The following is a 25,109-nucleotide window of genomic DNA, read 5'->3' on the forward strand; positions in this document are numbered from 1 at the left end:
TTTTGTTTGACCGATGGTAACTGGATTTAATGTGTTTACTTTTGGGAGATTGAGATTTCCTGGGAAAATATCTGGATTTCATGTCTATAAATCTACTCTCCAATTGGAATCGGCTACTTTTTTGATGGAATAGATGGACAAAATCCAGTTGTTTTACAAGGAAACGGTTAATTGGAAAAATTAGATACATGAATTCCATCAATTGTACTGATGGGAGAAACAAAGTGGAGAATGCAAGCAACCGCACCGAAACAAGGAGCAGCCCGGGCCGGACGCTTAAGCGCAAAAGATGTTGCTCACCCGCCGAGGAAAGTCGAATAGGGAATACGGCTCAGCCATACAATGGTGATGAGGGAAAATCGTGTCGGAGGTTGTCTTGTCGGAGATGGGGGGATGGGATGAAGACGGTGCGGATTGGGGCAGGCCAGGGCTTCTATGGGGATTCCTTCGCGCCTGCATTGGAGACGGCAAAACGGGGCCATGTCCAGTATTTGTGCTTCGACAGCCTTGCCGAATTAACGCTGGCCATTCTTCAGAAGGACCGGCGGAGAGATCCGGCTTTGGGCTACGCAAAGGACATTTCCGCCGCGATGAGGGAGCTGCTTCCGCTTGCCAAGGAGAAGGGAATTAAGCTGCTCACGAATGCGGGCGGTATGAACCCGCTGGGTGCCCGGCAGGAGGTGCTGCGCGTCGCGGGCGAGCTGGGCATTACAGGGCTGAAGGTGGCGGCCGTCTCAGGCGACGACGTGCTGGGACAGCTGGAAGAGTGGGAAAAAGGCGGATTGTCTCTGAATCATATGGAGGACGGAAGAGATGCGGGGGCGGTGCGGAGCCGTATTGTTTTCGCCAATGCCTATTTGGGGGCGGGACCGCTTGTGGAAGCGCTTCGACAAGGCGCCGACATTATCGTTACCGGGCGGGTGGCCGATTCGGCCTTGTTTCTGGCTCCGCTCATCCATGAATTCGGGTGGCAGGCGGAGGATTGGGACCGTCTTGCGCAAGGGCTGCTGATGGGCCATCTCATGGAGTGCTCCGGGCAGGCGTCGGGAGGCAATTTCAGCGGGGATTGGCAGTCCGTTCCGGATTTGGACGCTATCGGCTTTCCGGTAGCGGAGGTCCGGGAGGACGGCGAATTCGTGCTGACGAAAACGGAAGGAACGGGCGGATTGGTGTCGGTTGAGACGGTAAAAGAACAGCTGCTTTATGAGATTCACGATCCGTCGGCTTATGTGACGCCGGATGTTGTCGTCGATTTGACGGAGGTTCGACTGCAGGAGGCGGGAGTGAACCGGGTTAGAGTGACCGGCGCCCGGGGAACAAAGCGCCCCGATACGCTGAAGGTGGTCATGGGCTACGAGGACGGCTGGCTTGGGCAGGCAATATGGGGTTATTCGTGGCCGGACGCTTTGGCGAAGGCGAAAGCCGCGGACCGGATTATCCGCATTCAAATGAAGCGGAAAGGCTTGCGGTTTCAGGAGGTCCGCACCGATTTTCTTGGGGTGAACTCGCTTCACGGACCGCTGGCGAAGGAGCCGGCGGAGGAGCTGAACGAGGTGTATTTGCGAATGGCGGTCCGTGCGGAGAGCAAAGAGGAAGCCGATAAGCTGGGCAGGCTGGTTCCTCCGCTTATGCTTAGCGGGCCTCCCGCGATGGGCGGATTTTTGGGAATGCTGAAGCCGCGCGAGCTGCTCGGCATGTGGTCCTGTCTTATTGCCCGGGAAATTGTCGAAAGCAAAATTCAAGTCAGCGTAGTGGAGGTGTAGGCGATGGCCCTTGTCCAGCTGCGTCATCTCGTGCAGGCGCGTTCCGGCGATAAGGGAAATACGGTGAATATTGCGGTGTTCGCTCCGAACGCCGCTATCTACGAAGCTCTGGTGCGGGAGGTGACTGCGGAGCGGGTAAAGGAACATTTTGCCGGATGGGTAAGCGGAGAGGTGACTCGGCACAAAGTGCCGAAGCTGCTGGCGATGAATTTCGTGTGCAGAGGGGCGCTTGGCGGCGGAGGCTCGGCGACGATGCGGATGGATAATCTCGGCAAGTGTTATGCGGCAAATTTTATGAGGATGGAAATCGAAATAGGCGACGGATTAGAGCTCTCCCAGACATAAGCAAAGGAGGGTGTGGGATATGCATTTCGATTTGACGGCAGAGCAGGCGATGATCAGGGATTTGATCCGCGATTTTGCGGATGCCGAAGTGGCGCCGGGGGCGGTTGAACGGGACCGCACGGGCGTTTTTCCGGTTGAAATTTTCGAAAAGCTGGCAAAGCTCGGGCTCATGGGGCTGCCTTTTTCGGAAAAATACGGGGGCGGAGGAGCGGATACGGTAAGCTTCGCGATCGTCGTGGAGGAGCTGAGCAGGGTTTGCGCGTCGACGGGCATTACGTATTCCGCACATATTTCGTTAGGCGGCGCACCGCTGGACCGGTTTGGAACGGAGGAGCAGAAAGCGAAGTATTTAACGCCGATATGCAGCGGGGAGTACCTCGGAGCCTTCGGGCTGACCGAGCCGGATGCCGGCTCCGATGCAGGCGGTACGCGGACGGCTGCCGTTCGGGACGGGGACCGGTGGATCATTAACGGCACTAAGTGTTTTATTACGAATGCCAGCTATGCCCGCAATCTCGTGCTGACCGCAGTCACTGACCGCTCCAAGGGGACGAACGGCATTAGTGCGTTTATCGTGCCTACGGATGCGCCGGGCTTTGCGGTGTCGGAGCGCTACGAGAAAATGGGGCTGCATGCGTCGAATACGACCGAGCTTGTACTTGATCAGGTAACCGTGCCGGAGGAAAATTTGCTGGGTGTCGAAGGCAGCGGCTATAAGCAGTTTTTGGCGGTGCTGGACGGGGGCCGGATCGGAATCGGCGCGATGGCCGTCGGCCTTGCGCAGGGCGCATTCGACAAAGCGCTTGGCTACGCGAAGCAAAGAAAGCAGTTCGGGCAGCCGCTGTCCGCCTTTCAGGCGATCCGGTTCAAGCTGGCGGATATGGCGATGAACATTGAAGCGGCAAGGAATATGGTCTACAAGGCGGCTTGGCTGAAGGACCAGGGACGGGGCTTTAAGAAGGAAGCGGCGATGGCCAAACTGTTCGCCTCGGAAATGTGCATGAAGGTCTGCGATCAGGCGGTGCAAATTCACGGCGGCTACGGCTACATGAGGGAGTACGAGGTGGAGCGCTTCATGCGCGATGCCAAGCTGCTCGAAATCGGCGAGGGAACGTCGGAAATTCAGCGGATGGTGATTGCGGGGCAGATCGGATGCTGACAGGCAGCGGTCCGCTGGAGCCCGGCGCGTAGAGAGGAGGATGGGAAATGCCGGACAGATGCGAATCGGGGAACGGGGGGCTGCAGGAGCGAATCGAGCGGATCAAGCAGGGAGGCGCCGCCCGCTACCACGAGAAAAACGCCGAGCAGGGAAAGCTGTTCGTCCGCGACCGGCTGAAGCTGCTGTTCGATCCGGATTTCGAGCTGGAGGACGCTTTGTTCGCCAACTGCGCGCAGCCGGACCTGCCGGCTGACGGCGTCGTGACGGCGATAGGCAAAATTAACGGGCAAACCGTCTGCGTCATCGCCAACGATTCGACCGTCAAGGCCGGTTCGTGGGGAGCACGGACGGTTGAGAAAATGATCCGGATGCAGGAAACCGCGGATAAAATGCGGGTTCCGCTTCTGTATCTGGTCGATTCGGCTGGTGCGCGGATTACGGACCAGGTGGAGATGTACCCGGGTCGGCGCGGCGCGGGGAAAATTTTTTACAATCAGGTGAAGCTGTCGGGGAAGGTCCCTCAGGTCTGCCTGTTATTCGGCCCGTCGGCAGCGGGCGGGGCGTACATTCCCGCCTTCTGCGACATCGTGATCATGGTGGACGGCAATGCCTCGATGTACCTAGGCTCCCCGCGGATTGTCGAAATCGTAACCGGGGAAAAATCGACACTGGAGCAGCTGGGCGGAGCCCGCATGCATTGCTCCATATCGGGATGCGGCGACGTGCTCGCTTCCAGCGAAGAAGAGGCGATTGCGTTCGCGCGGGATTATCTTGGTTTTTTTCCGGCCAATTGTGCGGAAAGGCCGGCCGTTATGGAAGCGAAGCCTGCCGTAGAGCTCGAACAAACGCTGGAGGACATCGTCCCCGGCAACCAGTACGCAGCTTTCGACATGTACGATTTCATCGAACGGATTGTCGACGAGGACTCGTTTCTTGAGATCAAGAAGCTGTTCGCCAAGGAGCTCATTACGGGTTTTGGCCGGTTTGCAGGCAGGCCGGTCGGCATTATCGCGAATCAGCCCCGGACGAAGGGGGGCATTCTGTTCCACGACTCGGCCGACAAAGCGGCCAAATTCATCTGCTTATGCGACGCCTATCATATTCCGCTTCTGTTTCTGGCGGACGTTCCGGGCTTTATGGTCGGTACGCGGGTGGAGCAGGCGGGCATCATCCGGCATGGCGCAAAAATGATAACGGCCGTATCGGAGGCGACCGTACCCAAAATTTCGGTCATCGTGCGCAAAGCGTACGGGGCCGGGTTGTATGCGATGGCCGGACCGGCGTTCGAGCCGGACTGCTGCCTCGCGCTGCCTTCAGCCCAAATCGCCGTAATGGGGGCCGAGGCGGCAATCAATGCGGTGTACGCGAACAAAATCGCGGAGCTCCCCGAGGGGGAAAGAGACGGCTTCATCGCCGGCAAGCGGGAGGAATACAACAAGGACATCGACATCTACAGCCTGGCCTCGGAAATGGTTATCGACGGGATCGTTCCGGCGAACGAGCTGCGCGGCGAGCTGATCAAGCGGTTCGGCGTTTATTCGGGGAGAATTGTTCCGAATGCGGAGCGGAAGCATCCCGTTTATCCGGTGTAGCGGAAAAGGAGAGGCGATTTTGCGGACGGTCAGCTAAATTGCGTATCCGCAGCTGCTGTTCGCAAACGGTATTAGCGGGGGGCATGCGGTGGCACGGAGGTGACGGGCATGAGTGATCCGGTGCTGTGGGAGCGGCGGGGGCATGTCGGCTATATCCGGCTGAACCGGCCGGAGAGTCTGAATGCGCTGAGCGGCGATATGCTGGCTGCGCTTGGCGGGATTGTCGAAGCGATCGGCCAAAGCACGCGCGAAATCCGTACGGTGATCATATCCGGCGAAGGCAGGGCCTTCTGCGCAGGCGCGGATTTGAAGGAGCGCAGAACGATGGACGAAGGGCAGGTCCGGAGCAGCGTCAGCCGGATCAGGGAGGTGCTCGCCGCGATCGAACGGCTGCCGCAGCCGACCATCGCGGCCATCAACGGCTTCGCATTCGGGGGCGGACTGGAGCTTGCGTTATGCTGCGATTTTCGTTTTGCGGTCCGCGGGGCGCAGCTCGGGCTGACGGAGACGGGGCTTGGCATCATTCCCGGTGCGGGAGGCACGCAGCGGTTGCCGCGTCTTCTCGGACCGGGCAAAGCGAAGGAGCTGATTTTGACCGCACGCAAAATATCCGCAGACAAGGCCTGCGAAATCGGGCTGTTGAACGGAGTGGCGGATGATCTCGCTCAGCTGGAGAGCAGCTGCGGGAGGCTGGCCGCTGAAATGCTTGCGAACGCCCCGCTCGCGGTCTATCAGGCGAAGTCTGCGATCGACCGCGGCTTGGATACCGATTTGCAGACGGGGATGACGCTGGAATGGGCCGCCTATGAAGCGACCTTAACGACCAAAGACCGGCAGGAGGCGCTGGAAGCGTTCCGCGAGAAACGGCCGCCGCGGTTTACGGGCGAGTAGAGCGCTGAAAGGGGCGTTGCCCGGGCAAAGTTACTGGGGAAATCCTGAATAGAGCGTCGACGGGGGTGCTGCCGGGCAAAATTTCCGGAAAAGTCCAGCATAGAGCGCTGAAAGTGGCATCGTTAGGCAAGATTGCCGGAAAAATCAAACATGGAAAGAGGGCAGATTGGCAAAAGTTACTGGAAAGATCCACCACATTCAGCCCTTTTTTCTGTTTTCGGCGTTAATCTTCGATAGAGCCTCATAAAGCGTGCTGAAAGAAGGGGTATCGATGCCCAGCGCTTGCCCCTTACGTACAAAATAACCGCAGAGAGATTCGACTTCCATCTGCTTTCCCTGCTCCCGGTGCTGCAGCATCGACGGCCGATGCTTCCTTGCAGACTCCGCTTCCTCGAAGAAGCCGTCGATCAGCTCCTGCTTTACCGGAATGCCGAGCGCCGAGCCAATCTGCACAGCTTCCGTGAGCGAGCGTTCGGCGGTCGCTCGAAGATTCTCATCGTCCAAAATTTCGCCGACGGTTACCCGATTAAACGCCGCTATCGGGTTGAAAACGGAATTGATGAGCAGCTTGCTCCATTTTTCGACCATGATTTGTTCCGACAGTTCACATTCCATTCCGGCTGCCTGAAACATCCGGCAGGCCGATTCGGCCCGAATCCTGCCGCTTTCATCCAAAGCGCCGATCAGAAGGGACTGCAGCTTTTTCTGACGAAGGACGCCCGGCGCTTCCAGGATGACGGTCAAATAAGCGACGCCCGAGAGCACCCGGTTCTTGCCGAATAGTCCGGCCAAAATCTCTTCGTTATCCACCCCGTTTTGCAGGGTCAAAATGCCGGCATCCTTCTTCAGCCAAGGCAGAAGCTCCCTGCCCGCAACGAGCGTATCCGTCGAGCTGACCGTAAACAGAATCAGCTCCGCCCGGCTCATCTCCTTCAAATCTGCCGTAAAATGTCCGTCCACGCGGAAAGTGCCGGCATCGTTATGAACAAGCAGGCCGCGCTCCTTCATCGCTTCCAAATGCTTGCCTCTCGCCGCAAAAATAACATCGTGACCCGCCCGGCTCAGCACCGCCCCGCAGTATCCGCCTATGGCACCCGCACCAACCACTCCGATGATCATCATCCCAGCTCCTCTCCGCAGAGGTATGAACCTATCTCTGATAGGATATGAGACGGCGCAAGCTTTGACACTCCTTTAGCGGATTCCCGTACCCGGCCAAGAGCGGCAAAGCGGCAGTGTGATGTAATGATTTGGTACCCATTATTATATAGGAACAGGGGGACAATAGCAGTAAACAAGGAGGGTTGACGATGAACATCATGGACGGAATGGATGCGGCGAGGTTTAATTCCGGCAATCCGGATCAGAAGCCGAAGGGCAAAGCTGCGAAAAAAGAGGAGAAAAACATGCCGATGGTGCTGCGTAATTTGAACAATAAGTAGCTCTAAATGGCGTAGGGTTCTCAAAAAAGAATCAATTTCAAAAGAACCGGCTTCAAAAGAACCCGCTTTTGCGGCATGAGTGCTGCAGGATACCAAAAGGGGTCTTATTAGCTAAACGATAAGCTGAGTGTGAGTTAAGAACAAAATTGATAGGCGGCACAAGTGCATTGCGAAGTAAAGGGACCTGAGCTTAGCCGATCTTATCCGAAGGCTTTGGCTCAGGTCCTTGCTGCGCAGAATGCACTTTGTACAGCGGATTGGGCTAAAACTCATACTGCTCTTAATTCTGCTGCACTTCATGCAGCAGAATCCGGCCGAAGCGCCTGACACCACCTAAAACTAGTCACTTTAAACGCACTCTACTGTAAAAACTGCAGCAGAAGCACCTGACACTCTAACTATGTCAGGTTTCTGCTGTATTTTATACAGTGGAACGGCATCCAAGATGCCAACGTCCCGCATCCATTACGCCACCGGTCCAGCATCCATTGCCACGGTTCAGCATCCATGCTGCCGATGTCCAACATCCACGACGCCACGGTCCAGCATCCATGCTGCCAACGTATGACGCCACGTCCAACATGTCCAGCGACCAGTAACCTTGCCAGAGCTCAGCTGTATTTTATACAGCTGAACATCAAGCCCGCTAATTACTTCGAATCCTTGTTCGAGCCGGCGACCTCGGAATCTTTATTGTTCCCGGGGCCTTTTTTCTTTTTTGTGTCTTGACGCGACATTCGGGATCTCCTCCTCACCCTCAATTTTTCGATCGACGTTATGGTTTCCAAGATGAAAGAGGATTATGAGGGCGCCTCAGCAATTAAACAATCCGACCTCACCTAATCAAAACGAAATAAAACCAATCGTTGTTATATGGTTGAATCCCCTCGCTATCCTTTATCATGAAAACACGAGGAGGATGAATATGTACGCGAAGCTTTATAAATACCGATATCAGTACCTGATGATTTTACCGGGCGTCGTCCTGCTATTCTTATTCAGTTACATTCCGATGGCGGGCATCCAGGTCGCGTTCCGGGATTTTCAAATCGGGACCTCCATATGGAACAGCCCATGGATCGGAATGGACAATTTTGCGTTTTTGCAGGAGCCGCAATTTTGGACGGTCGTTAAGAACACCTTGTATATTTCCGTGCTTAAATTTATTTTCGGATTTCCGGCACCGATCCTGCTGGCGCTCATGATCAACGAGGTGATGAGCTCGTCCTTCAAGCGGTTCGTTCAGTCGGTCAGCTATTTGCCTCACTTTTTCTCCTGGATCGTAGTGGCCTACATTTTGCAGTCGTTCCTGACGATGGATGGCGGACTTGTCAATCAGTTCGTCGAAAAGACAGGCAACGAACCGATTTTTTTCCTCGGCTCAACGGAATGGTTCAGGCCGATGGTCATCTCCAGCGGCTTGTGGAAGGAGACCGGCTGGAACACGATCCTGTACCTGGCGGCCATTACGACGATCGATCCGCAGCTTTATGAAGCGGCGAAGGTTGAAGGTGCCGGTAAAATGGCTCAAATCCGCCACATTACGCTGCCGGGCATCCTGCCGACGATTTCGATCGTGCTGATTCTCAGCATACCGAGCCTGATTACGGTCGGAATGGATCAAATTTATCCGCTCATGAATTCGGCGAACATGGAGGTGGCGGATGTGCTGGACACGTACGTATTGCGCAGCGGACTTCAGCAGGGGTACTTTGGAATGGCGACGGCCATCGGCCTGTTGTCGTCGGTGCTCAGCCTGCTGCTGGTGCTCACGACGAACCAGCTGTCCAGAAAAATAAACGGCGAGGGATTATGGTGATCGAGCATGAAACTATCCGCATCTGAAAAAATCATACAAACCGTTATCGTCACCCTTCTGGCTCTGCTATGCGTTTCCGTGCTATATCCGTTCCTGTATATGCTGGCCATTTCGCTCAACGAGGGCGCGGATGCGGCCAAAGGCGGCGTGTACATCATTCCGCGTGCCTTTACCCTCATTAACTATGAGATCGTGCTCGGAAATGAGGTCATCCGGCATTCCTATCTGATTACGATAGCCAGAACGGTAGTAGGGACGATCGCCGGACTGTTCGTGACGCTGCTTGTCGCGTTTGGCTTGTCCTACAAAAGTCTGCCGCTCAGAGGATCGATTCTGACTTACATTCTGATTACGATGCTGTTCAACGGCGGACTTGTCCCGTTCTACATTCAATTGAACAATCTGGGGCTGCTCAATACGTTTTGGGTTTTTGTCCTGCCGGGACTGTTTTCGGTCTGGAACATGTTCGTCATGCTGAAGTTTATCCAAGGCATACCGGAGGCGCTGATCGAATCCGCCGAGCTTGACGGAGCGGGGCCGGTGCGCACGCTGATGCAGATCATCATCCCTTTATCGAAGCCGATGCTGGCGGCTTTGGGGCTGTTCACGGCAGTAGGGCATTGGAACGACTGGTTCGCCGGCGCTTTCTTTGTAACCGATCAGTCGCTCATTCCGGTGCAAACCTTCCTGCAGCAGCTGCTGTCGGCTTCGGATATATCGGCTGTCCTGGGCTCCAATACGAATCAGGAGGCACTGGCGAGAAGCTCGCAAATGCAAAATATTACGCTGATGTCGATCAAGATGGCGGTCGTCATGGTCAGCGCGCTGCCGATTCTGTGCGTGTATCCGTTTCTTCAGAAGTATTTTGTGAAAGGTGTGCTTGTCGGCTCGGTCAAAGGGTGATTCGGCAGGTGACGTAAGCTCAGCCAGGGTATAAGGCAATACTGATATACCAAATACAGAACAGACAGGGGAGTAGTAAAATGGGCTTCAAAAAAAGGGGAAATAGCTGGATCGCCTTAACACTTGCGATTATGCTGGCTGTTATGGCGGGGTGCTCGCAATCCGGCAGCAACGGGAATTCGAACGCCGCAAACAATGAATCGGGAGCGGGCTCGCAGACCGGCGGAGGCTCGAAAGCGTTCGAGCTGTGGCTCGGATGGTCGGCGACAATCAACAACGACAGCCTGGTTCAAAAATATTGGAGAGAAAAGGAGCCCGGCGTGGACGTCAAGCTCGAAGCGACGCAAGGCGATGCAATGACTGCGCTCAACCTGCGGATCAACACGGGCGGCTTCAAGGACGCGGCAATCTTCAACAGGAGCGAAACGGTCAAAAGCGCGATGGGCCGTTCCAAGCTCATCATGCCGCTTGAGCAATATTTCGATATGCCGGACAAATATCCGGGTCTGGCCTCGATTCCGAAGCAGTACCTGGAGCGCATGAAGGATGCGGACGGTCATATTTGGTCCATTCCGACCTGGTTCGACCAGAACCCGGACGATCCGTGGCCGGGCTGGTCCGCGACGACATGGACGGTACGGACGGACATCGTTGAGAAAGCCGGCATGAAGCTGGAGGATTTGGCGACGCTCGAAGGCGTTGAGACCTTCCTCAGGAAGGCGGCCGAGCTGAAGGACGAGTCCGGCAAGCCGCTTCAGCCGCTCTCGTTCCTCATGGACCCGAACGATTCGCTCAGCTATAACGACGAGAACGCGGTTCTGAGCGCATTTGGCGTAACGACCGGCGGAGCTGGTATCGCGAAGAAAGGCGACGAGTTCGTATTTGCCTACGACGATCCTAACTATAAGACTGCGTATCAATGGATGAACAAGATGTATCGCGAGCAGCTGATTGACCCCGAGGTTGTAACGAACAAGAAAGAGCAATATCAGGAAAGAAACAAAAGTGGGCGGATCGCGCTTAATGCAGGAGCCTTCTGGAACATTCCTCCCGGCAGCTGGGAAACGTTGGACGGCCCGACCGAACCGGCTTGGTATTATGAGGTTATCCCGTTCCCGAAAGTGGAGGGCGTTGAAGCGATCGGCGTGAATCAAGTCGTTAATCCGTATCCGGGGTATGACGTTTACATCAACAAAGAAACAAAAAATCTGGAAGAAATCCTTACCTTTTTCGACTATGCCTTGCAGCCGAAGCCTGAGCAGCAGCAGGTCGTTAACGAAGGTCCCGCCGGCCTGTATTGGGACTGGGTGGACCAGCCGCTCGGCAAATGGAAATTTACCGATGAGGCGTACGAGAAGGACCGGAATTCGGGCGATGCCGCCCGGAAGTCCATGGTTACTCCGGAGCTGTACATGATTTCGTCTTACAGCAATACGTGGTATCCTTGGTGGAATACGGCGGATGGAGGAAAGGCCGGGGCGGCCAAGACGACCAAGTTCACGGAAGCGATCGGCCAAATGGGCGGCGTGCGCACGGCGCATTCCTACGATCTGGTTCCGGCGAAGCAGGGCGGGCTTTGGGAGAAGTACACGCCGGAGCTGGAAAACATCCGCAAAGAATACCGGGCCAAGCTTCTGATGGCCAAGGACGACGCGGCGTTCGAGGCTGCCTGGAAGGCGTTCAGGGACGCGCTTGAGAAGCGCGGCCACTGGAGCGAGCTGAAGCAGGAATGGCACGAGTCTTATCAGGCGGACATTCAGGCGAATGGCGAGTTTTAAGGAATATGAAGGAGCAGCCCCTCTAAAAGGGGTTGCTCCGTTTGTTGTTCGATAAGGCCGAAGCAACAGCTACAGGTTCATGGACGGGAGGCAGTTATGAAGCTAAAACAACAGCTGGAGAAATGGATCATACGCATGACCCGCACCATGAACCTGAAGGGGAAATTCGTTCTCCTTTACGGTCTCATCGTTTTTATCCCTACCGCCCTGCTGGCTGTAGGGGCAGGTTATGTGGCGCTTCATAGCGCCCGGGCGAATTATATGCTGACGATCGAAGAAGCGGTGCGGCAAAGCGCCCAAAGCATCTCCTTCAAGAAGCAAAGCTACGACTTGCTCGCCACCCGGACGGCCACCGACGGCGAGCTGATCTCGAGGCTGTCGCGCGACTACACGAACATGGAAGAGACGCTTGAAACCGTGCAGTACGTAGACCGCTCCTTCGAAAATACGGCCAGATATTTGCCGGGAATCGAGGATTTCCGGATTTATCATGCGAACCCTACGCTCGTTCAGGACGGCGGTTTGTTATGGAAACCCGAGCTGTCCGGGCCGGAAGTGCAGGCGTGGTTTGACCGGACGGTTGCATCGCCTGACATATTAAGCTGGTCGAATGCCGAGGATGATAAGCGAAAGCTCGTCGTCACGCAAAAAATTTTAAGCAAATACGGAGACAGCTACGGCGTCGTGTATATGCTGCTGGACTATAACGACGTTTTCGCCGAGCCGTTCAACAATCCGTTTGGAGGCGCGGGCGAGCTGTATATCGTGGATGCGGGCAAGCGCATCATCGCCTCGTCAGAGCCGGGCGAGATCGGCGAGCGGCTCGCCGACTCTTCCTTGCAGCGCTACTGGGACAATCCGAATGCGGCAGAGAAGGCAGTAGGCGGCAAGCTGCTTCTGACGGCCGAGCTAAATTCCGGCTGGACCGTTGCGGCGCTTGTTCACCTGGACCAAATGGAGGAGCAGTCGAGACGGATTTTCCTTATGGTGGGAATAGGAATCACCTTTTTCTTGCTGTTATCCACTTTTTTAATCATGACCGTTTTGAAAAATATTGTATGGCGCATCCGCAAGCTGGGCACCCGGATGACCGATATCTCGCAAGGGGATTTCGAAGTGACGGTCAAGAACAGGGACCGCGACGAGCTGGGCGAGCTCGAGGTGCTGTTCAATGACATGTCGGGCCGGCTGGGCAAGCTGGTGGGGGAAATTACGCAGGCGAATCTGAAGGAGCGCGAGCAGTCGTTCATGGCGCTGCAGGCGCAGATTAATCCCCACTTTATCTATAATTCGCTTAGTCTGGTGCGCTGGCGGGCGATGGATATGCAGGATATGACGCAGGTTCGTATCATCGATGCGATGACCACCTTTTACCGGCTGGCGCTGAACAACAGGGATAACATAACGAAGATCCGCGAGGAGATCGAGCATCTGAAGGCTTACGTCGAGATTCAGCAGCTGCGTTATCCGGACCGGGTAACGGTCGACTGGCAGGTGGAGCCCGACGTGATGGAGCTGTACACAATCAAGCTGCTGCTGCAGCCGATCGTCGAGAACTGCTATTTGCACGGCAATATTATGCGGACGCCGGATGCCGTCATCCGTGTGATTGTGTTCCAATTGGACAATAACGTCCATTTCGAGATCCACGATAACGGCAAGGGGATCGCGCCGGAGGCGCTGGAGCACATTCGCGAAGGACGGTATAACGGAACCAAAAACGGGTTTGGCATGAACAATATCCGCGATAGGCTGAAGCTGTATTTTGGCACGGATGCCCGCTTTGAAATCGATAGCGCAGAGAACGAGTGGACGGTCGTCTCGATCCAAATTCCCGTTTGCGAGGATCGTCCCGAGAGAATACGAGGTGAAGAAGGATGATTCAGGCGTTAATTGTCGATGACGAACCGATGCAGATTCAGGGGCTTATCCGCCATATCGATTGGGGGAAGCTCGGCTATGCGCCTCCCCTCACGGCCGAATCGGGGGAGGATGCGCTCGCCGTTCTTACGGGCAAGCCGGTCGACGTTCTGATCACCGACGTCTCGATGCCGGGGATGTCGGGAATCGAGCTGCTGGCCCGGCTGAAGTCGGATTATCCGCGTCTCGGATCGCTCCAGACGCTGATGATCAGCGGCTACGACGAGTTCGAGTTCGTTCAGGAAGCGATCCATCTCGGGGCCAAAGCCTATGTGCTAAAGCCGATCAAAACCGATGAGATGGAGGAGAAGCTGCAGTCCTTCCGGACGGCCATCGAGAAGAAAAACCAGATCGAACGGGAGACGCTGGCTCTGAAGGAGAAGGTGACCGGCAGCCTCGACGTGCTGCAGGACCGCTTCGTGAACGATCTTGTAGAAGGGCGCGCGCAAATCGAGGAGTTCGAAGGCTCGTGGAGCCGTTTGCTGGATTTGCCTTCGGCGGAGCGGGAGGAATGCCATATTCGCCTGTTCCTGCTGAGCTGCGATCGTCTTCCCGACTCGCATCTCCAGGATGCCAGGCAGCGGATTATGCTCAGCGACGGGCTGATGCGGGCCGTTAAGGTAGGCATGGCCGAATTCGCGAACATGTACATCGGAAGAACCGGGGCGGACGAGGTGGCCGTCATTCATTTGAACGCCGAGCCAAGCGACAGGGCCAAGACGGAGAAGCAGTTTTCGTTCATACAGGATGTCGTACGGGAACGCTTCGAGGTATCGGTTACGATCGGGGTCAGCAGGGCGTGCAGCGGATGGGAAGAGGTTTCGCTTTTGTACAAGGAAGTGAAGCATATGGTGACAAAAGCGAGATTGGCAGGCGGAGGACTCGTTCATTATTTCGACCATACCGAGGCGACGGATTATCGCGAATTTCAACTGAATCAGGAGGATATTCCGGAAATTGTCCGTCTTCTGGAGGAGGGGAGCGGCGATCAGGCAGTTGCGCATTTTAACCATATTTTTGACATGCTGCTGCTTCAGAATTCGGCTTCCTTCTCCTACGTGCAGGCGTTCGGCATGGGGCTCATCAGCGAGCTGGCGAGGAAGTTCAAGCGGTCGAAGGATTCGGACGGCGATATGACGGTCCAGATGTGGCAGAGGCTGATCGACTGTAGCGGCTCGTCCGAGGTTCGGGAGGTCGTTCTCGAATATTTTGACCGTTACGGCCGGCTTGGGCGGAAGGAGCAAGCTGCACAGCAGCACCATCTCATTTCCAGAATCGAGCGGTATATCGAGGACCGTCTGCGGGACAACGTGACCGTGAAGCAGCTGGCGGAGCAATTTCAATTGAATGCGAGCTATTTGAGCGTTCTGTTCAAAAAAGAAACCGGCCACACCATCTCCGATTTCGTTCAAGAGACACGCATGAACAAAGCCAAAGAGCTGCTGAAGGACCCGAATATTAAAGTGTACGAGGTGGCGGAGCAGGTAGGCTTTCAGACGACGGCGTATTTCTCGTATTTGTTCAAGAAGGTAACGGGCTTCGCGCCTCAGGAATACCGGGATTATCACTATGGCAAATAAAAGAAAGAGGTTGCTGGCATATGCTTGAGAGGATCAGTCTTGACGGAAAGTGGAAATTGCAATTGGACGGCGAAAAACGGGGACTGCAGCTCCCGTACTGGGATACGATCGATTTGCCGAATACGACGTCGCATGCGGGAAAAGGGGAAAAGAACGAGGCTGTAAAGCTGGGCGCATTGACGGATGAGTATGCGTTCGAAGGGTATGCCTGGTTTTCAAGAGAAATTGACATTCCGGAGCATCTCGCGGGCAAGCCTTGTTATTTATTTCTGGAGCGCACGCGGATCACGACCGTATGGGTCGGCGAGGAGGAAATGGGCACGCAGAACAGCTTGAGCACTCCTCATCGCTATGAGCTGACGGGCCGGCTTGGCAAAGGACGGCAGAGGCTGACGATTCGTGTGGACAACACCGGCTATCCGACCAAAGGCGGCCATCTCACCTCGGGCGACACGCAAACGAATTGGAACGGCATTACCGGGCGGATGGAGCTTCAGTTTTATGCCGACACCTATCTCGATCATGTACAAGCTTATCCGAAGCTTGCGGATCGGGCAATGGTTATTAAAGCGGACCTGGTTGGGGACGTCGGCGGGAAGCGGGTAGCCGTTTCAGCTGAAAGCGCGAGCGGCGGCGGGCAGGTACATGCGATTGAAGAACAGGTATTCGAGGTGACTGCGGAAACGGTCGAGGTGACGTTCGCAATGGGTCAGGATGCGCTGCTGTGGAGCGACGAGCATCCGAGCCTGTACAAGCTGAAGATCAGCTTGATCGGGGAAGAAGGAGAGCGGATGGATACCGAAGAGTTAATTGTCGGTTTGCGGGAGTTCAAAGCGGCGGGAGACAAGTTTACGATCAACGGAACGAAGACGCTGCTGCGCGGCAAGCATGACGGCCTGATTTTCCCGCTTACCGGCTATGCGCCGACCGATGTGGAGGAGTGGCTCCGGGTTCTCGGAATCTCAAAATCTTACGGCATTAATCATTACCGCTTTCATACCTGCTGCCCTCCCGAAGCCGCTTTTATCGCCGCGGACATGCTAGGGGTCTATATGGAGCCGGAGCTGCCGTTTTGGGGAACGGTTACCGACGAAACCTACGAGAATCACAATCAGGAGGAGCAGGATTACCTGATCGGCGAGGGTTACGCAATGCTGAAGGCCTTCGGGAACCATCCTTCCTTCGTGATGATGTCGCTCGGGAACGAGCTGTGGGGGAGCAAATCCAGACTTAATCATATTTTGAAAACATATAAAGCGTTCGACGACAGGCATTTGTATACGCAGGGATCAAATAATTTCCAGTTCGTTCCGGAAATTCTGGAGCAGGAGGATTTCTTCTGCGGCGTCCGGTTCTCGAAGGATCGTCTGTTCAGAGGCTCCTATGCGATGTGCGATGCGCCGCAGGGGCATGTGCAGACCGACCGGCCGGGCACGATGAAGGATTATGACGGGCAGATCGTGCCTGTTGCGACGCTGCGGCGGGAAGAGGCTGCGGATGGCGCCGAGGAGGTCATCCAGATCCAATACGGCACCGAGGCAAGGTCCGTCAAAGCGGCGGCCGTCGGCGAGGAGCTGGTTCCGCACATTCCGGTCCTTTCGCATGAAATCGGGCAATATGCGTTCTACCCGAATTTCGATGAGACCGCCAAATATACGGGTCCCTTGAAGGCGAGGAACTTGGCGGCGTTCCGTGAGCGCCTTGAAGCGAAAGGGATGGGGCATTTGGCGGGCAAGTTTTTCAAGAGCACGGGCAGGCTCGCGGTCGCCTGCTATAAGGAAGAGCTGGAGGCTGCATTCCGGTCGCGGCGGCTTGCAGGCTTTCAACTGCTGGACCTTCAGGATTTCAGCGGGCAGGGGACGGCGCTGGTCGGCATTCTGGATGCTTTCATGGATTCGAAAGGCTTCGTATCGCCGGAGGAGTGGCGCAGCTTCTGTTCGGATGCCGTGCTGCTGGCCCGGTTCGAGAAGTATAATTACGAAGCCGGTGAGCGGTTTGAAGCGCGTGTCGAATTAAGCTTATTTAGGGAAGAGCCTCTTGTGGCGAGCGAGCTTCATTGGGAGCTGCGCAGCGGGGAGGAGCTATTTGCGCGTGGAGAGGCGGCAATTCCTCCGGCAAGTGCTGGCGACAATCATATCGGGATTTGCGACATCCGGGTGAGTATGCCGAACGTCGCCGCGATGACAAAAGCCGTTCTGTCTTTGTCGATCGCCGGTACGGACATTTGGAAGACGTACGACATCTGGATCTATCCGCAGGGAGTATCGGCCGATTTGAAAGGCATTTCCCTGTTCACGGAGCTGACGGACGAAGCGGTTTCCTTGCTTGAGGAGGGAAAGGATATTCTGCTTCTGCCGAGGCCGGACCGTGTATCCCGTTCTATTGAGGGAACCTATTGTACGGACTTCTGGTGTTATCCGATGTTCCGTTCCATTTCGGAGAGTATGAACAAGCCGGTGCCGATCGGGACGATGGGCTTGCTGATCGATAAGGGGCATCCTGTGTTCAAGTCCTTCCCGAGTGAGGCGCACTCCACTTATCCTTGGTGGAGCATCGTATCGAACTCCAGCTCGATTATTATGGACGATATGCCGCGGAGTTTGGAGCCGATCGTGCAGACGATCGACAACTTTGAGCGTAACCATAAGCTCGGCCTTCTGTTCGAATGCCGCGTCTTGAACGGCCGGGCGCTCGTGAGTGCGCTGGACTACGAACAATTCGTGACGACGCCGGAGGGCAGGCAGTTTCTGCACAGCGTGACCGAATATATGAAATCGGACGACTTCGATCCGAAGGCCGAGCTCGGTTTGGACGAGCTTAGGGGTATTTTTTAAAGGAGGAGCTTCTTTGGCTCGGGCTGGAAGAAGGCTCTGCAGGGAGCGTGCGTGAACGCTGGAGTGAATGGGTATTTTGAAAAAGGGTCCATTATCCCCTTTGCTCAGGAAGACGTGTGCAGGGATGAGTGAGGGGGATGGCTGGGAGGATGTGGAGGCGCGGGCAGTTAAAGGTCGTCATAGGCGTTTATTCTCGCTTGCGCGTTAATTCGCACAATCCTCACAGGTACGCCCGCCGCGCGTAACTGGATTTTATGTATCTAAATTCGGCGGAAACTTGTTTTCCTGCGAAATAACTGGATTTCCGGTATCTAAATCAAGGCGTAAGGGCTAATTCGAGGCCATCCGTCCTAATTAGACACATATAATCCAGTTATTCTCTTGAAATCTACGAATTCTACGAAATAAATACACTAAATCCAGTTACTTGTCTGGCCGAGGAGGAAGGTTCGGGGGGAGCAGACAGCTTGTTGTCCGTTTCTATCATACTCAGACACGAAAACAAATCAGGACTCTCTTAGAGAAGCCTGGTTTGTTTTCGCGTCTTGCGCGGCGGGGTTATTTTATGGGATCGGAACCCGGTTTTCTTAGCGCCTCATGATACCAAAAGAGCAAGGGTCAAAATCATTTAACATCATTTACTATATACAATTACCTTTATCTGATGTAACACATTTTAGTTAAATTTTACAGTGGATTTCATTAAATAAATGATAAAACTTTAGAACGATTTTTTCGGGTCAAAGCACCTCATAATTGGGAATATATGCTAGTATAGAATAGAGCACATTTCAAATAAGAATGAGAGAGGAGCTAATTATGAAACAACTGATCGTCGGAGACGCCATGCATGAACTGAACACTACGCGCCGCATCCTGGAGCGCTTGCCCGAGGAGCATATGACGTGGAAGCCGCATGTGAAATCGATGACGTTGGGCGGGTTGGTCACGCACCTGATCAACCTGTTAAACTGGCAAGCTGCGATTTTTCTTTACCCGGAATTCGATCTTTCGACCGTGCCTCAACGCCGGGAAGCTTTGGAAAGACGCGAAGACGTGTTGAAGGAATTCGATGCGAACGTCGACAAGCTTGGAAAGCTGATCGCCGAATCTGACGAGAAAACCCTCGGCGAGGAATGGACCTTGCGGAACGGCGACCATATCATCCTGCGCCAGCCGCGGGCGATCGCGCTTCGCACCTTCGGATTAAGCCACATGGTCCACCACCGGGCGCAGCTTGGGGTTTATTTGCGGCTTCTCGATATTCCGGTGCCGGGCGCCTACGGTCCTTCGGCCGATGACGGCAAGTGAGTAAAGACACGCAGAAAAGTCGTATAGGATCGGCAAGTATTTAATAATGTTTTTGACTGTTCAATAAAAGAAACAGCGGCCGAATAAGACGTGAAAATAAAGTCTTATTCGGCCGCTGCTGTTTCGGCCGCTAACTCCAGTTATGTGCTCCTTGGCCGTTTTCTTCTTCTCACCAAATAAACCGCCATTCCAGCCACAAGCGAAGCTGCCCCCGCAACAATATAAATATCAAAATCTTTATCTGTCATAAACCACATTTTATAATCCAGATTAACTTCTTTTCCCGGTTGGAGACCGCCGGACCCGAGCAGCTTCGTTGCTTCAGACACATCATCCATTTGATAGGTCGCACTGCAAGGACTGCTGAATAGACTCCCTTTGTCCTCATCCTCATACACGTAAATTAAATAAGATTTCCCTTCCTGAAAATCAAATCCCCAGGTGTAATCGGTCGACACAATGATTTGGGAATTTAACTCCATTTTCCAGCTTTGTTTTACTTCGATGAGAATGTTTCTAACGTGTTCTTTCGTTCCTATAAAACCCTCTTGCTTAATGTCACTCTTGACATTCTTAACAACGCCGAAAACTGCTCCATCAAAATAATCCAATTGCTCATGGGGACCTCCGATCTTTACACAGGACAAAGCCTGAGCCCGAGTGCCGAAGGGATGATTGCGGTCAAACAAAATACGAACACGAATAATACCCGCAGCTTCACGTTGTCACCTCTTAGTCACTTCAAATCAACTCGCCGCGCAAAGCGCGCCGGCGGTCATGCAGCACTAGCAGGATTATTATCCCCATCATCAAACCCAAAATTATGCCGGCCTCCGTGGTCAAGACCCGTGCCAGCGGGTACTCCGGGGAGTATTGCGAATCCGGGCGAATGGCGGAAAAGAGGTTGTAAGAGAAGAGCATTCCCGACGAGATCCATGCCGCCGCCAGGGGAGGCAGGAACCTCCGCGATCCACGGCGGAATGCAAGCACCAGCAGGCCCCACGCCCCCACGAAGGCCCAAACGCCGGTACTCAACGTCAGCAGGCGCCACCACACATCCCGGTCATCCAGCATGTCCGGGATGTGTGGTGGCGCCCGCCGCCCAGAATACCTTGATGAGGCCGAGCAGAATGCAGCCGACCGCAACGAGTCTGGCTAGAGTGATTTGTAACTGCCGGGTGTGTCCCGGCAGTTCCGCGTAGTCGGTCGGACCGCCCAGCGCCTCGGGCCACCGCGCCTTGGCGTACCCTGCCAGGGCAAGCGGCAGGCAAATGCCGACTCCAACCAGCGAGATGATGACGAAGATCTGCTCGTATGCCCAGAAGTCGGCGGCGCCTGCTCCCTTGTCCCGGTTTATGGCGGCCGGGCCGAGCACCGGCGCCAGCAACAACATGGGGACGAGCAGTCCGGTGCCCAACCACACGGGCAGGGCCACCAGCCACGCGGGCAGCCGCTCACCCCACGGCCTGCTGAACGCCAACGCCAGCAGGATACCGACCGCAGCGACAACCGCGGTTGCTGCGTTGATCGCGCGCCAACTGGCTTCGCCCATTTGCTCGGTCGGAAGGAAGAGACCGATTGTCCAGATAATTTTGATCAGCAGATACGGCGTCACCGCTATGGCGGCACCATAACCAAAGATTCTACGCAGCTTCATTATTCGTGAGGACCGCTGCTCTGCCATTGTCATGCCGTCACCACCTGCTTTTTTTGTAATTTCAAAAAATATTTGTAATTACATTTTTGTTTAGTGTTTAGCTTTGCGAAGCCTACTTTAATAGACGATTTTGTACATAGGGTTGTTGCATGCCCGTAATAAATTGTTCAAAACATCCCTCACTTCAAACAAGTCCTTGCATATGTAGTCCGGGATTATACCATCAGGCGTTCTTTTATGGAACCTATTCAGCCAAATCGCTTTGATCCCCACATTCTGTGCCCCGCTTACATCACTTGATAGAGAATCTCCAATATGAATAACCTCGTTTGAATTTAAATTAAATCTTCGTAGAGCTTCTTGAAATAACTCCGGATTAGGTTTGTAGGACTTAACGTCCTCACTGGTTATTACATCATTAACATGGATACCATGGTATCTTTTTGCTTCATGGATGTCCTTGGTATCTATGTTAGAGAGGATAACTGTCGTTAGTCCATGTAACGATTGTAAAAAAGGTTTTGTGTCGTCGAAAATTTCAGGCTTTTGCCAATGGTCGAATTGGATCTGTATAATGTCTTCCGCAACACAGCTTGAATTGTAGTTCTGTATGGTCTCTGAAAGGGAGGAAATTCCCAGGTTTCGCTGTGTTTTGAAAGTATCGCCATAACTATTGCGAAATGCTGCCGACAATACTTTCCACCAATAATCCCCAATATCCTTGACCTCGCAGATTGTTTTTGATGACGATCTTACATGCTCACAAACAATAGGGATCATTTCATCATCTTCATAAACAAGGGTGCCATAGAAATCCAGGAATATTTCCATTAAGGACCTCCGCGAAAAACTGCCAAATCGTATTAGGAGGTCGACCTGAAAGTTTTAAATGACCTCATAAATTGATTTGGCCGTTTCTTTTGACGGTTTTAACGGTTCGCTCGGACCGTTCGCCTTATTCCGCTTTCGGTTCCGCCGTAATCATCCATAGTACGCCGAATCGATCCTTAAGCTCGCCCAAGAAGATACCGAACGGCTGAAATTCGAACGGATATTTCACTTGGCCGGCTTCAGCGAGATTCAAGAACGCTTTGCGCCCTCGGCTTCGGACTGAAATTCGAGAGACAGATACACGCCGGTTCCATGCTGAAACGGTTCTATTGCATCGGCCATAAAGATGTTGCTGCTGCCGGGCAGGGCCACACACATATGCATGATTTTGTCCTTGTACTCGTTCTGCGCTCCCATTGCCTCTTCATGGGTAATGACGGAAACAATTTCGCCTCCTAGCGCATTCACATAAAACTCCGCTTGTTTCTTGCATCCTCCGACATGAGATACGGCTTCAACGCTCCCATTTGCAAACATCCTTTCTTATTTAGGTTTTGGACTGGCCTTACGTTTAAAATATCATAGCCGCAAGGACGGCGTTGTTTCTTCTCGATTGCTATATGCTTTTGTAAAAAACACATTGACAGCATCGCGCTTTCTTGTTATGTTAATGCCAACTAATATACTGTGAATATACGGAATAACGATATTGACCCCATTACGTAAGGTCGACCGTTCCGACGGAGGCATTCTCACACCATGAGAATGCCTTTTTTTGTTCCTATTTAATGGACGAGAGAAAGGATGAAGCTTATGAGCACGTTACTCGACATCCGGCAGCTCAGCAAAACTTTTCATTCAGGCAAAGGCTCCGTTTCGGCTCTTCAAAATATCAATCTGGCGGTGAAAGAAGGGGAATTCATCACCGTCATCGGCCCGAGCGGCTGCGGAAAAAGCACGCTGCTCAAAATCGTAGCCGGTCTCGACGTCGAATATGACGGCAGCGTGAAGCTGAATGACCGGGATGTGACCGGGCCGGGCATTGAGAAGGGATTTATTTTTCAAGAGCCCCGCTTGTTCCCTTGGCTGACGGTCGAGAAAAACATCGCTGCCGATTTGTCCCTGCATAAACCGGAAATCCGTAAAAAGGTGGATGAGCTGATCGAGCTTGTACGTTTGAAGGGATTCGAAAAATCGTATCCGCGCGAGCTGTCCGGAGGGATGGCCCAAAGGGTAGCTATAGCCCGGGCGCTGCTCCGCAATCCGAAGGTATTGCTGCTCGATGAGCCCTTCGGCGCGCTTGACGCCTTCACGAGAGCGCATATGCAGGAGGTGCTTCTCGATATTTGGCAGCAGAACAAAACGACGATGATTTTTGTCACTCATGACATTGACGAAGCGGTATTTCTGGCCAACCGGATCGTTATTTTAAAGCCGCGTCCCGGAACCGTTCAGAAAATTGTCCCCGTGGAGCTGTTGTTTCCCCGTAAAAAATCGAGTGCCGCCTTTCAGGAGCTGCGATTTAAGGTAATCGGCGAATTCGAGAAAATCGAGGAACTGGAGCTGGTCGACAATGGCGCAGGCATCTAGCGGCCAAAAGAAAGGGAGGTACTGGAATGAGCGCATCGACCGATATGACGAAGCCCGGAGGCTACAAGCGAACGACGGTTTTTCTGCTGGGTTCGATTCTCCCCCTCGCGCTTCTTGTTTTCTGGCAGGTGCTGGGCGGACTTGGGGTTATCTCGACCTTGTTGTTCCCTACGCCTGTAACGATTGCCAAAGCTTTCGGCAAGCTTGCCGCCACAGGTGAGCTGTGGGAGCACTTCCGGATCAGCGTTGCCCGCGCGGCGCTTGGTTTTATTCTTGGCGGCGGGTTCGGGCTTCTGTGCGGTATTCTTGCAGGACTGTTCCGCCGGACGGAGCGGGCATTCGATCCAACCATACAGATGCTTCGGATGGTTCCGAGCCTGGCGGTAGCGCCGCTGTTCGTCATCTGGTTCGGAATCGGGGAAGAATCGAAAGTGCTGCTTATTGCCAAAGGCGCCTTTTTTCCGCTGTATATCAATGCCTTTCTCGGTATCCGCAATGTAGACAACAAGCTGTTTGAAGTGGCGAGGGTGCTCGGCTTCAGCCGGCTTAAGCAGCTGATCCGGCTTGTCATTCCGGCGGCGCTGCCGAACATCCTTCTGGGTGTGCGCCTCTCGGTCGGAATCTCTTGGCTCGGACTGGTTGTAGCGGAGCTCATGGCCTCTACCTCGGGAATCGGCTACCTGATGTCGGATGCGAGGCAGTTCAGCAAGACGCCGGTCGTGTTTGTCGGCATTATCATTTTCGCAGTCGTGGGGAAGCTGGCCGATTCACTCGTCCGTCTGATGGAACGCAGGTGGCTGAAGTGGCGCGACAATTATCAAGGCTAGGAGGAATGCATCGTTATGAGCAACCGGGCGGAAATGCTTGTCCAGCCGATAAGAAGAACAAAGGAACGGAAATCCTCTTGGTCCGGCTTGAAATGGAAAGCTAGATTAAATGATTCTATGATCGGAGCGATTCTTCCTGTAATGATAGTGATGGTCTGGCAGCTTGCGGGCAAGCTCGGGCTGATTTCAACCTTCTTCCTTCCCACGCCGGCCATGATTCTGGAGTCATTTAAAGAGATGATCCTGTCAGGCGAATTAGCCGTCAATTTGAGCATCAGCATACAGCGGGCGGCAGCCGGCTTCGCCATAGGGGGCAGCTTGGGCCTGCTGTTCGGCCTGCTCGTCGGATTTTCCCGGAAAGCGGAGCATACGCTCGATCCAAGCTTCCAAATGCTGCGAATGGTGCCGCATCTGGCGCTTGCGCCGCTCATCATTTTATGGTTCGGATTCGGTGAGACGTCCAAAGTGTTCATTATCGCAAACGGGGCGTTCTTCCCGATGTATATCAACACGTTCGCGGGAATACGCAGCGTAGATAACCGCCTCTTCGACGTCGCGGGCGTGCTGGAATTCAGCCGGTTTAAACAAATTACACGTCTCATCTTACCCGCCGCTTTGCCGAATATCCTGCTCGGAGTGAGGCTTTCCCTGGCCGTCTCATGGCTCGGCCTCGTTGTCGCCGAGTTGATCGGTTCGCAATCGGGTATCGGATTTCTGATCAACATCGGCAAGCAGAACTCGACGACGGAAGTTATTTTTGTCGGGGTCCTTATTTTCGCAATCGTCGGCAAGCTGTTCGATTCCTTCGTGCGGTTGTTGGAACGGCGCTGGCTGCACTGGAGGGACAGTTACAAGGGATAAGCCGGG

The 25,109-nt window shown here is 54.1% G+C and carries 21 protein-coding genes and 1 pseudogene; 16 read left to right on the plus strand and 6 right to left on the minus strand.

Annotated features, from left to right (window positions below; translation table 11 throughout):
• Positions 1–398 precede the first annotated feature (398 nt).
• The 5 genes from KP806_RS23040 to KP806_RS23060 all read left to right on the plus strand — a co-directional run bounded on the left by KP806_RS23040 (position 399) and on the right by KP806_RS23060 (position 5,750).
• Positions 399–1,763: an acyclic terpene utilization AtuA family protein gene (locus tag KP806_RS23040; protein ID WP_224726102.1), complete on the plus strand. Its 1,365-nt coding sequence runs from the start codon at positions 399–401 to the stop codon at positions 1,761–1,763.
• 3 nt (positions 1,764–1,766) lie between these two features.
• Positions 1,767–2,108, plus strand: coding sequence for an AtuA-related protein (locus KP806_RS23045; protein ID WP_224726103.1), 342 nt, complete (start codon positions 1,767–1,769; stop codon positions 2,106–2,108).
• 19 nt (positions 2,109–2,127) lie between these two features.
• Positions 2,128–3,267, plus strand: a complete 1,140-nt coding sequence (locus KP806_RS23050) for an acyl-CoA dehydrogenase (protein WP_224726104.1) — start codon at positions 2,128–2,130, stop codon at positions 3,265–3,267.
• A gap of 47 nt (positions 3,268–3,314) precedes the next feature.
• A complete protein-coding gene (locus tag KP806_RS23055; protein WP_224726105.1) occupies positions 3,315–4,859 on the plus strand; it encodes an acyl-CoA carboxylase subunit beta in 1,545 nt (514 codons plus the stop codon).
• Between the two features lie 108 nt (positions 4,860–4,967).
• On the plus strand, positions 4,968–5,750 hold the full coding sequence (locus KP806_RS23060) for an enoyl-CoA hydratase-related protein (RefSeq protein WP_224726106.1): 783 nt from the start codon (positions 4,968–4,970) through the stop codon (positions 5,748–5,750).
• Positions 5,751–5,948: 198 nt separating this feature from the next.
• Here the strand turns inward: KP806_RS23060 and KP806_RS23065 are convergent, their stop codons facing one another.
• Positions 5,949–6,869 carry a ketopantoate reductase family protein gene (locus KP806_RS23065; protein WP_224726107.1) on the minus strand — a complete coding sequence of 307 codons (921 nt, stop codon included), beginning with the start codon at positions 6,867–6,869 and terminating at the stop codon, positions 5,949–5,951.
• Positions 6,870–7,060: 191 nt separating this feature from the next.
• On the opposite strand from KP806_RS23065, the gene KP806_RS27685 reads away from it, so the two are divergent.
• The 8 genes from KP806_RS27685 to KP806_RS23100 all read left to right on the plus strand — a co-directional run bounded on the left by KP806_RS27685 (position 7,061) and on the right by KP806_RS23100 (position 19,337).
• Complete coding sequence (locus KP806_RS27685; RefSeq protein WP_263575843.1) at positions 7,061–7,192, plus strand: hypothetical protein; 132 nt, start codon at positions 7,061–7,063, stop codon at positions 7,190–7,192.
• 925 nt (positions 7,193–8,117) lie between these two features.
• A complete protein-coding gene (locus tag KP806_RS23070; protein WP_224726108.1) occupies positions 8,118–9,011 on the plus strand; it encodes an ABC transporter permease in 894 nt (297 codons plus the stop codon).
• 6 nt (positions 9,012–9,017) lie between these two features.
• Positions 9,018–9,914 carry a carbohydrate ABC transporter permease gene (locus KP806_RS23075; RefSeq protein WP_224726109.1) on the plus strand — a complete coding sequence of 299 codons (897 nt, stop codon included), beginning with the start codon at positions 9,018–9,020 and terminating at the stop codon, positions 9,912–9,914.
• 80 nt (positions 9,915–9,994) lie between these two features.
• Complete coding sequence (locus KP806_RS23080) at positions 9,995–11,692, plus strand: type 2 periplasmic-binding domain-containing protein (protein ID WP_224726110.1); 1,698 nt, start codon at positions 9,995–9,997, stop codon at positions 11,690–11,692.
• 96 nt (positions 11,693–11,788) lie between these two features.
• The gene (locus KP806_RS23085) at positions 11,789–13,573 is read left to right on the plus strand and encodes a cache domain-containing sensor histidine kinase (protein WP_224726111.1); all 1,785 of its coding nucleotides are present in this window, start codon (positions 11,789–11,791) and stop codon (positions 13,571–13,573) included.
• Positions 13,570–15,192: a response regulator gene (locus KP806_RS23090; RefSeq protein ID WP_224726112.1), complete on the plus strand. Its 1,623-nt coding sequence runs from the start codon at positions 13,570–13,572 to the stop codon at positions 15,190–15,192. Before KP806_RS23085 ends, KP806_RS23090 begins: the two co-directional genes overlap by 4 nt.
• A gap of 20 nt (positions 15,193–15,212) precedes the next feature.
• On the plus strand, positions 15,213–18,026 hold the full coding sequence (locus KP806_RS23095; protein ID WP_224726113.1) for a glycoside hydrolase family 2 TIM barrel-domain containing protein: 2,814 nt from the start codon (positions 15,213–15,215) through the stop codon (positions 18,024–18,026).
• Positions 18,027–18,842: 816 nt separating this feature from the next.
• Positions 18,843–19,337: a DinB family protein gene (locus tag KP806_RS23100; RefSeq protein ID WP_224726138.1), complete on the plus strand. Its 495-nt coding sequence runs from the start codon at positions 18,843–18,845 to the stop codon at positions 19,335–19,337.
• Positions 19,338–19,477: 140 nt separating this feature from the next.
• On the opposite strand, the gene KP806_RS23105 is transcribed toward KP806_RS23100, so the two are convergent.
• From KP806_RS23105 to KP806_RS23120, 5 genes and pseudogenes are all read right to left on the minus strand, one after another.
• Positions 19,478–19,948 carry a hypothetical protein gene (locus tag KP806_RS23105; protein ID WP_224726114.1) on the minus strand — a complete coding sequence of 157 codons (471 nt, stop codon included), beginning with the start codon at positions 19,946–19,948 and terminating at the stop codon, positions 19,478–19,480.
• Between the two features lie 130 nt (positions 19,949–20,078).
• Positions 20,079–21,027, minus strand: a pseudogene (locus tag KP806_RS23110) (hypothetical protein).
• A gap of 84 nt (positions 21,028–21,111) precedes the next feature.
• Entirely contained in the window at positions 21,112–21,825 is a 714-nt protein-coding gene (locus tag KP806_RS23115; protein WP_224726115.1) for an HAD family hydrolase, read from the minus strand.
• A 124-nt stretch (positions 21,826–21,949) separates the two neighbouring features.
• On the minus strand, positions 21,950–22,078 hold the full coding sequence (locus KP806_RS27690) for a VOC family protein (RefSeq protein ID WP_263575845.1): 129 nt from the start codon (positions 22,076–22,078) through the stop codon (positions 21,950–21,952).
• Positions 22,075–22,293, minus strand: a complete 219-nt coding sequence (locus KP806_RS23120) for a hypothetical protein (RefSeq protein WP_224726116.1) — start codon at positions 22,291–22,293, stop codon at positions 22,075–22,077. The genes KP806_RS27690 and KP806_RS23120 overlap by 4 nt, the downstream gene beginning before the upstream one ends.
• Before the next feature lie 345 nt (positions 22,294–22,638).
• Here KP806_RS23120 and KP806_RS23125 point away from each other — a divergent pair, with 345 nt between their 5' ends.
• The 3 genes from KP806_RS23125 to KP806_RS23135 are packed head-to-tail and all read left to right on the plus strand — an operon-like array spanning position 22,639 to position 25,103.
• The gene (locus tag KP806_RS23125) at positions 22,639–23,415 is read left to right on the plus strand and encodes an ABC transporter ATP-binding protein (RefSeq protein ID WP_224726117.1); all 777 of its coding nucleotides are present in this window, start codon (positions 22,639–22,641) and stop codon (positions 23,413–23,415) included.
• 44 nt (positions 23,416–23,459) lie between these two features.
• On the plus strand, positions 23,460–24,242 hold the full coding sequence (locus KP806_RS23130) for an ABC transporter permease (protein WP_224726139.1): 783 nt from the start codon (positions 23,460–23,462) through the stop codon (positions 24,240–24,242).
• A 15-nt stretch (positions 24,243–24,257) separates the two neighbouring features.
• A complete protein-coding gene (locus KP806_RS23135; protein ID WP_224726118.1) occupies positions 24,258–25,103 on the plus strand; it encodes an ABC transporter permease in 846 nt (281 codons plus the stop codon).
• Positions 25,104–25,109 lie beyond the last annotated feature (6 nt).

The organism is Paenibacillus vietnamensis (genome assembly GCF_020169515.1).
Lineage (GTDB): Bacteria > Bacillota > Bacilli > Paenibacillales > Paenibacillaceae > Pristimantibacillus > Pristimantibacillus vietnamensis.

Coding starts and splice junctions, on each gene's coding strand:
- KP806_RS23040 (WP_224726102.1), top strand. CDS start 399: ATGAAGACGGTGCGGATTGGGGCAGGCCAGGGCTTCTATGGGGATTCC.
- KP806_RS23045 (WP_224726103.1), top strand. CDS start 1,767: ATGGCCCTTGTCCAGCTGCGTCATCTCGTGCAGGCGCGTTCCGGCGAT.
- KP806_RS23050 (WP_224726104.1), top strand. CDS start 2,128: ATGCATTTCGATTTGACGGCAGAGCAGGCGATGATCAGGGATTTGATC.
- KP806_RS23055 (WP_224726105.1), top strand. CDS start 3,315: ATGCCGGACAGATGCGAATCGGGGAACGGGGGGCTGCAGGAGCGAATC.
- KP806_RS23060 (WP_224726106.1), top strand. CDS start 4,968: ATGAGTGATCCGGTGCTGTGGGAGCGGCGGGGGCATGTCGGCTATATC.
- KP806_RS23065 (WP_224726107.1), bottom strand. CDS start 6,869: ATGATCATCGGAGTGGTTGGTGCGGGTGCCATAGGCGGATACTGCGGG.
- KP806_RS27685 (WP_263575843.1), top strand. CDS start 7,061: ATGAACATCATGGACGGAATGGATGCGGCGAGGTTTAATTCCGGCAAT.
- KP806_RS23070 (WP_224726108.1), top strand. CDS start 8,118: ATGTACGCGAAGCTTTATAAATACCGATATCAGTACCTGATGATTTTA.
- KP806_RS23075 (WP_224726109.1), top strand. CDS start 9,018: ATGAAACTATCCGCATCTGAAAAAATCATACAAACCGTTATCGTCACC.
- KP806_RS23080 (WP_224726110.1), top strand. CDS start 9,995: ATGGGCTTCAAAAAAAGGGGAAATAGCTGGATCGCCTTAACACTTGCG.
- KP806_RS23085 (WP_224726111.1), top strand. CDS start 11,789: ATGAAGCTAAAACAACAGCTGGAGAAATGGATCATACGCATGACCCGC.
- KP806_RS23090 (WP_224726112.1), top strand. CDS start 13,570: ATGATTCAGGCGTTAATTGTCGATGACGAACCGATGCAGATTCAGGGG.
- KP806_RS23095 (WP_224726113.1), top strand. CDS start 15,213: ATGCTTGAGAGGATCAGTCTTGACGGAAAGTGGAAATTGCAATTGGAC.
- KP806_RS23115 (WP_224726115.1), bottom strand. CDS start 21,825: ATGGAAATATTCCTGGATTTCTATGGCACCCTTGTTTATGAAGATGAT.
- KP806_RS23125 (WP_224726117.1), top strand. CDS start 22,639: ATGAGCACGTTACTCGACATCCGGCAGCTCAGCAAAACTTTTCATTCA.
- KP806_RS23130 (WP_224726139.1), top strand. CDS start 23,460: ATGACGAAGCCCGGAGGCTACAAGCGAACGACGGTTTTTCTGCTGGGT.
- KP806_RS23135 (WP_224726118.1), top strand. CDS start 24,258: ATGAGCAACCGGGCGGAAATGCTTGTCCAGCCGATAAGAAGAACAAAG.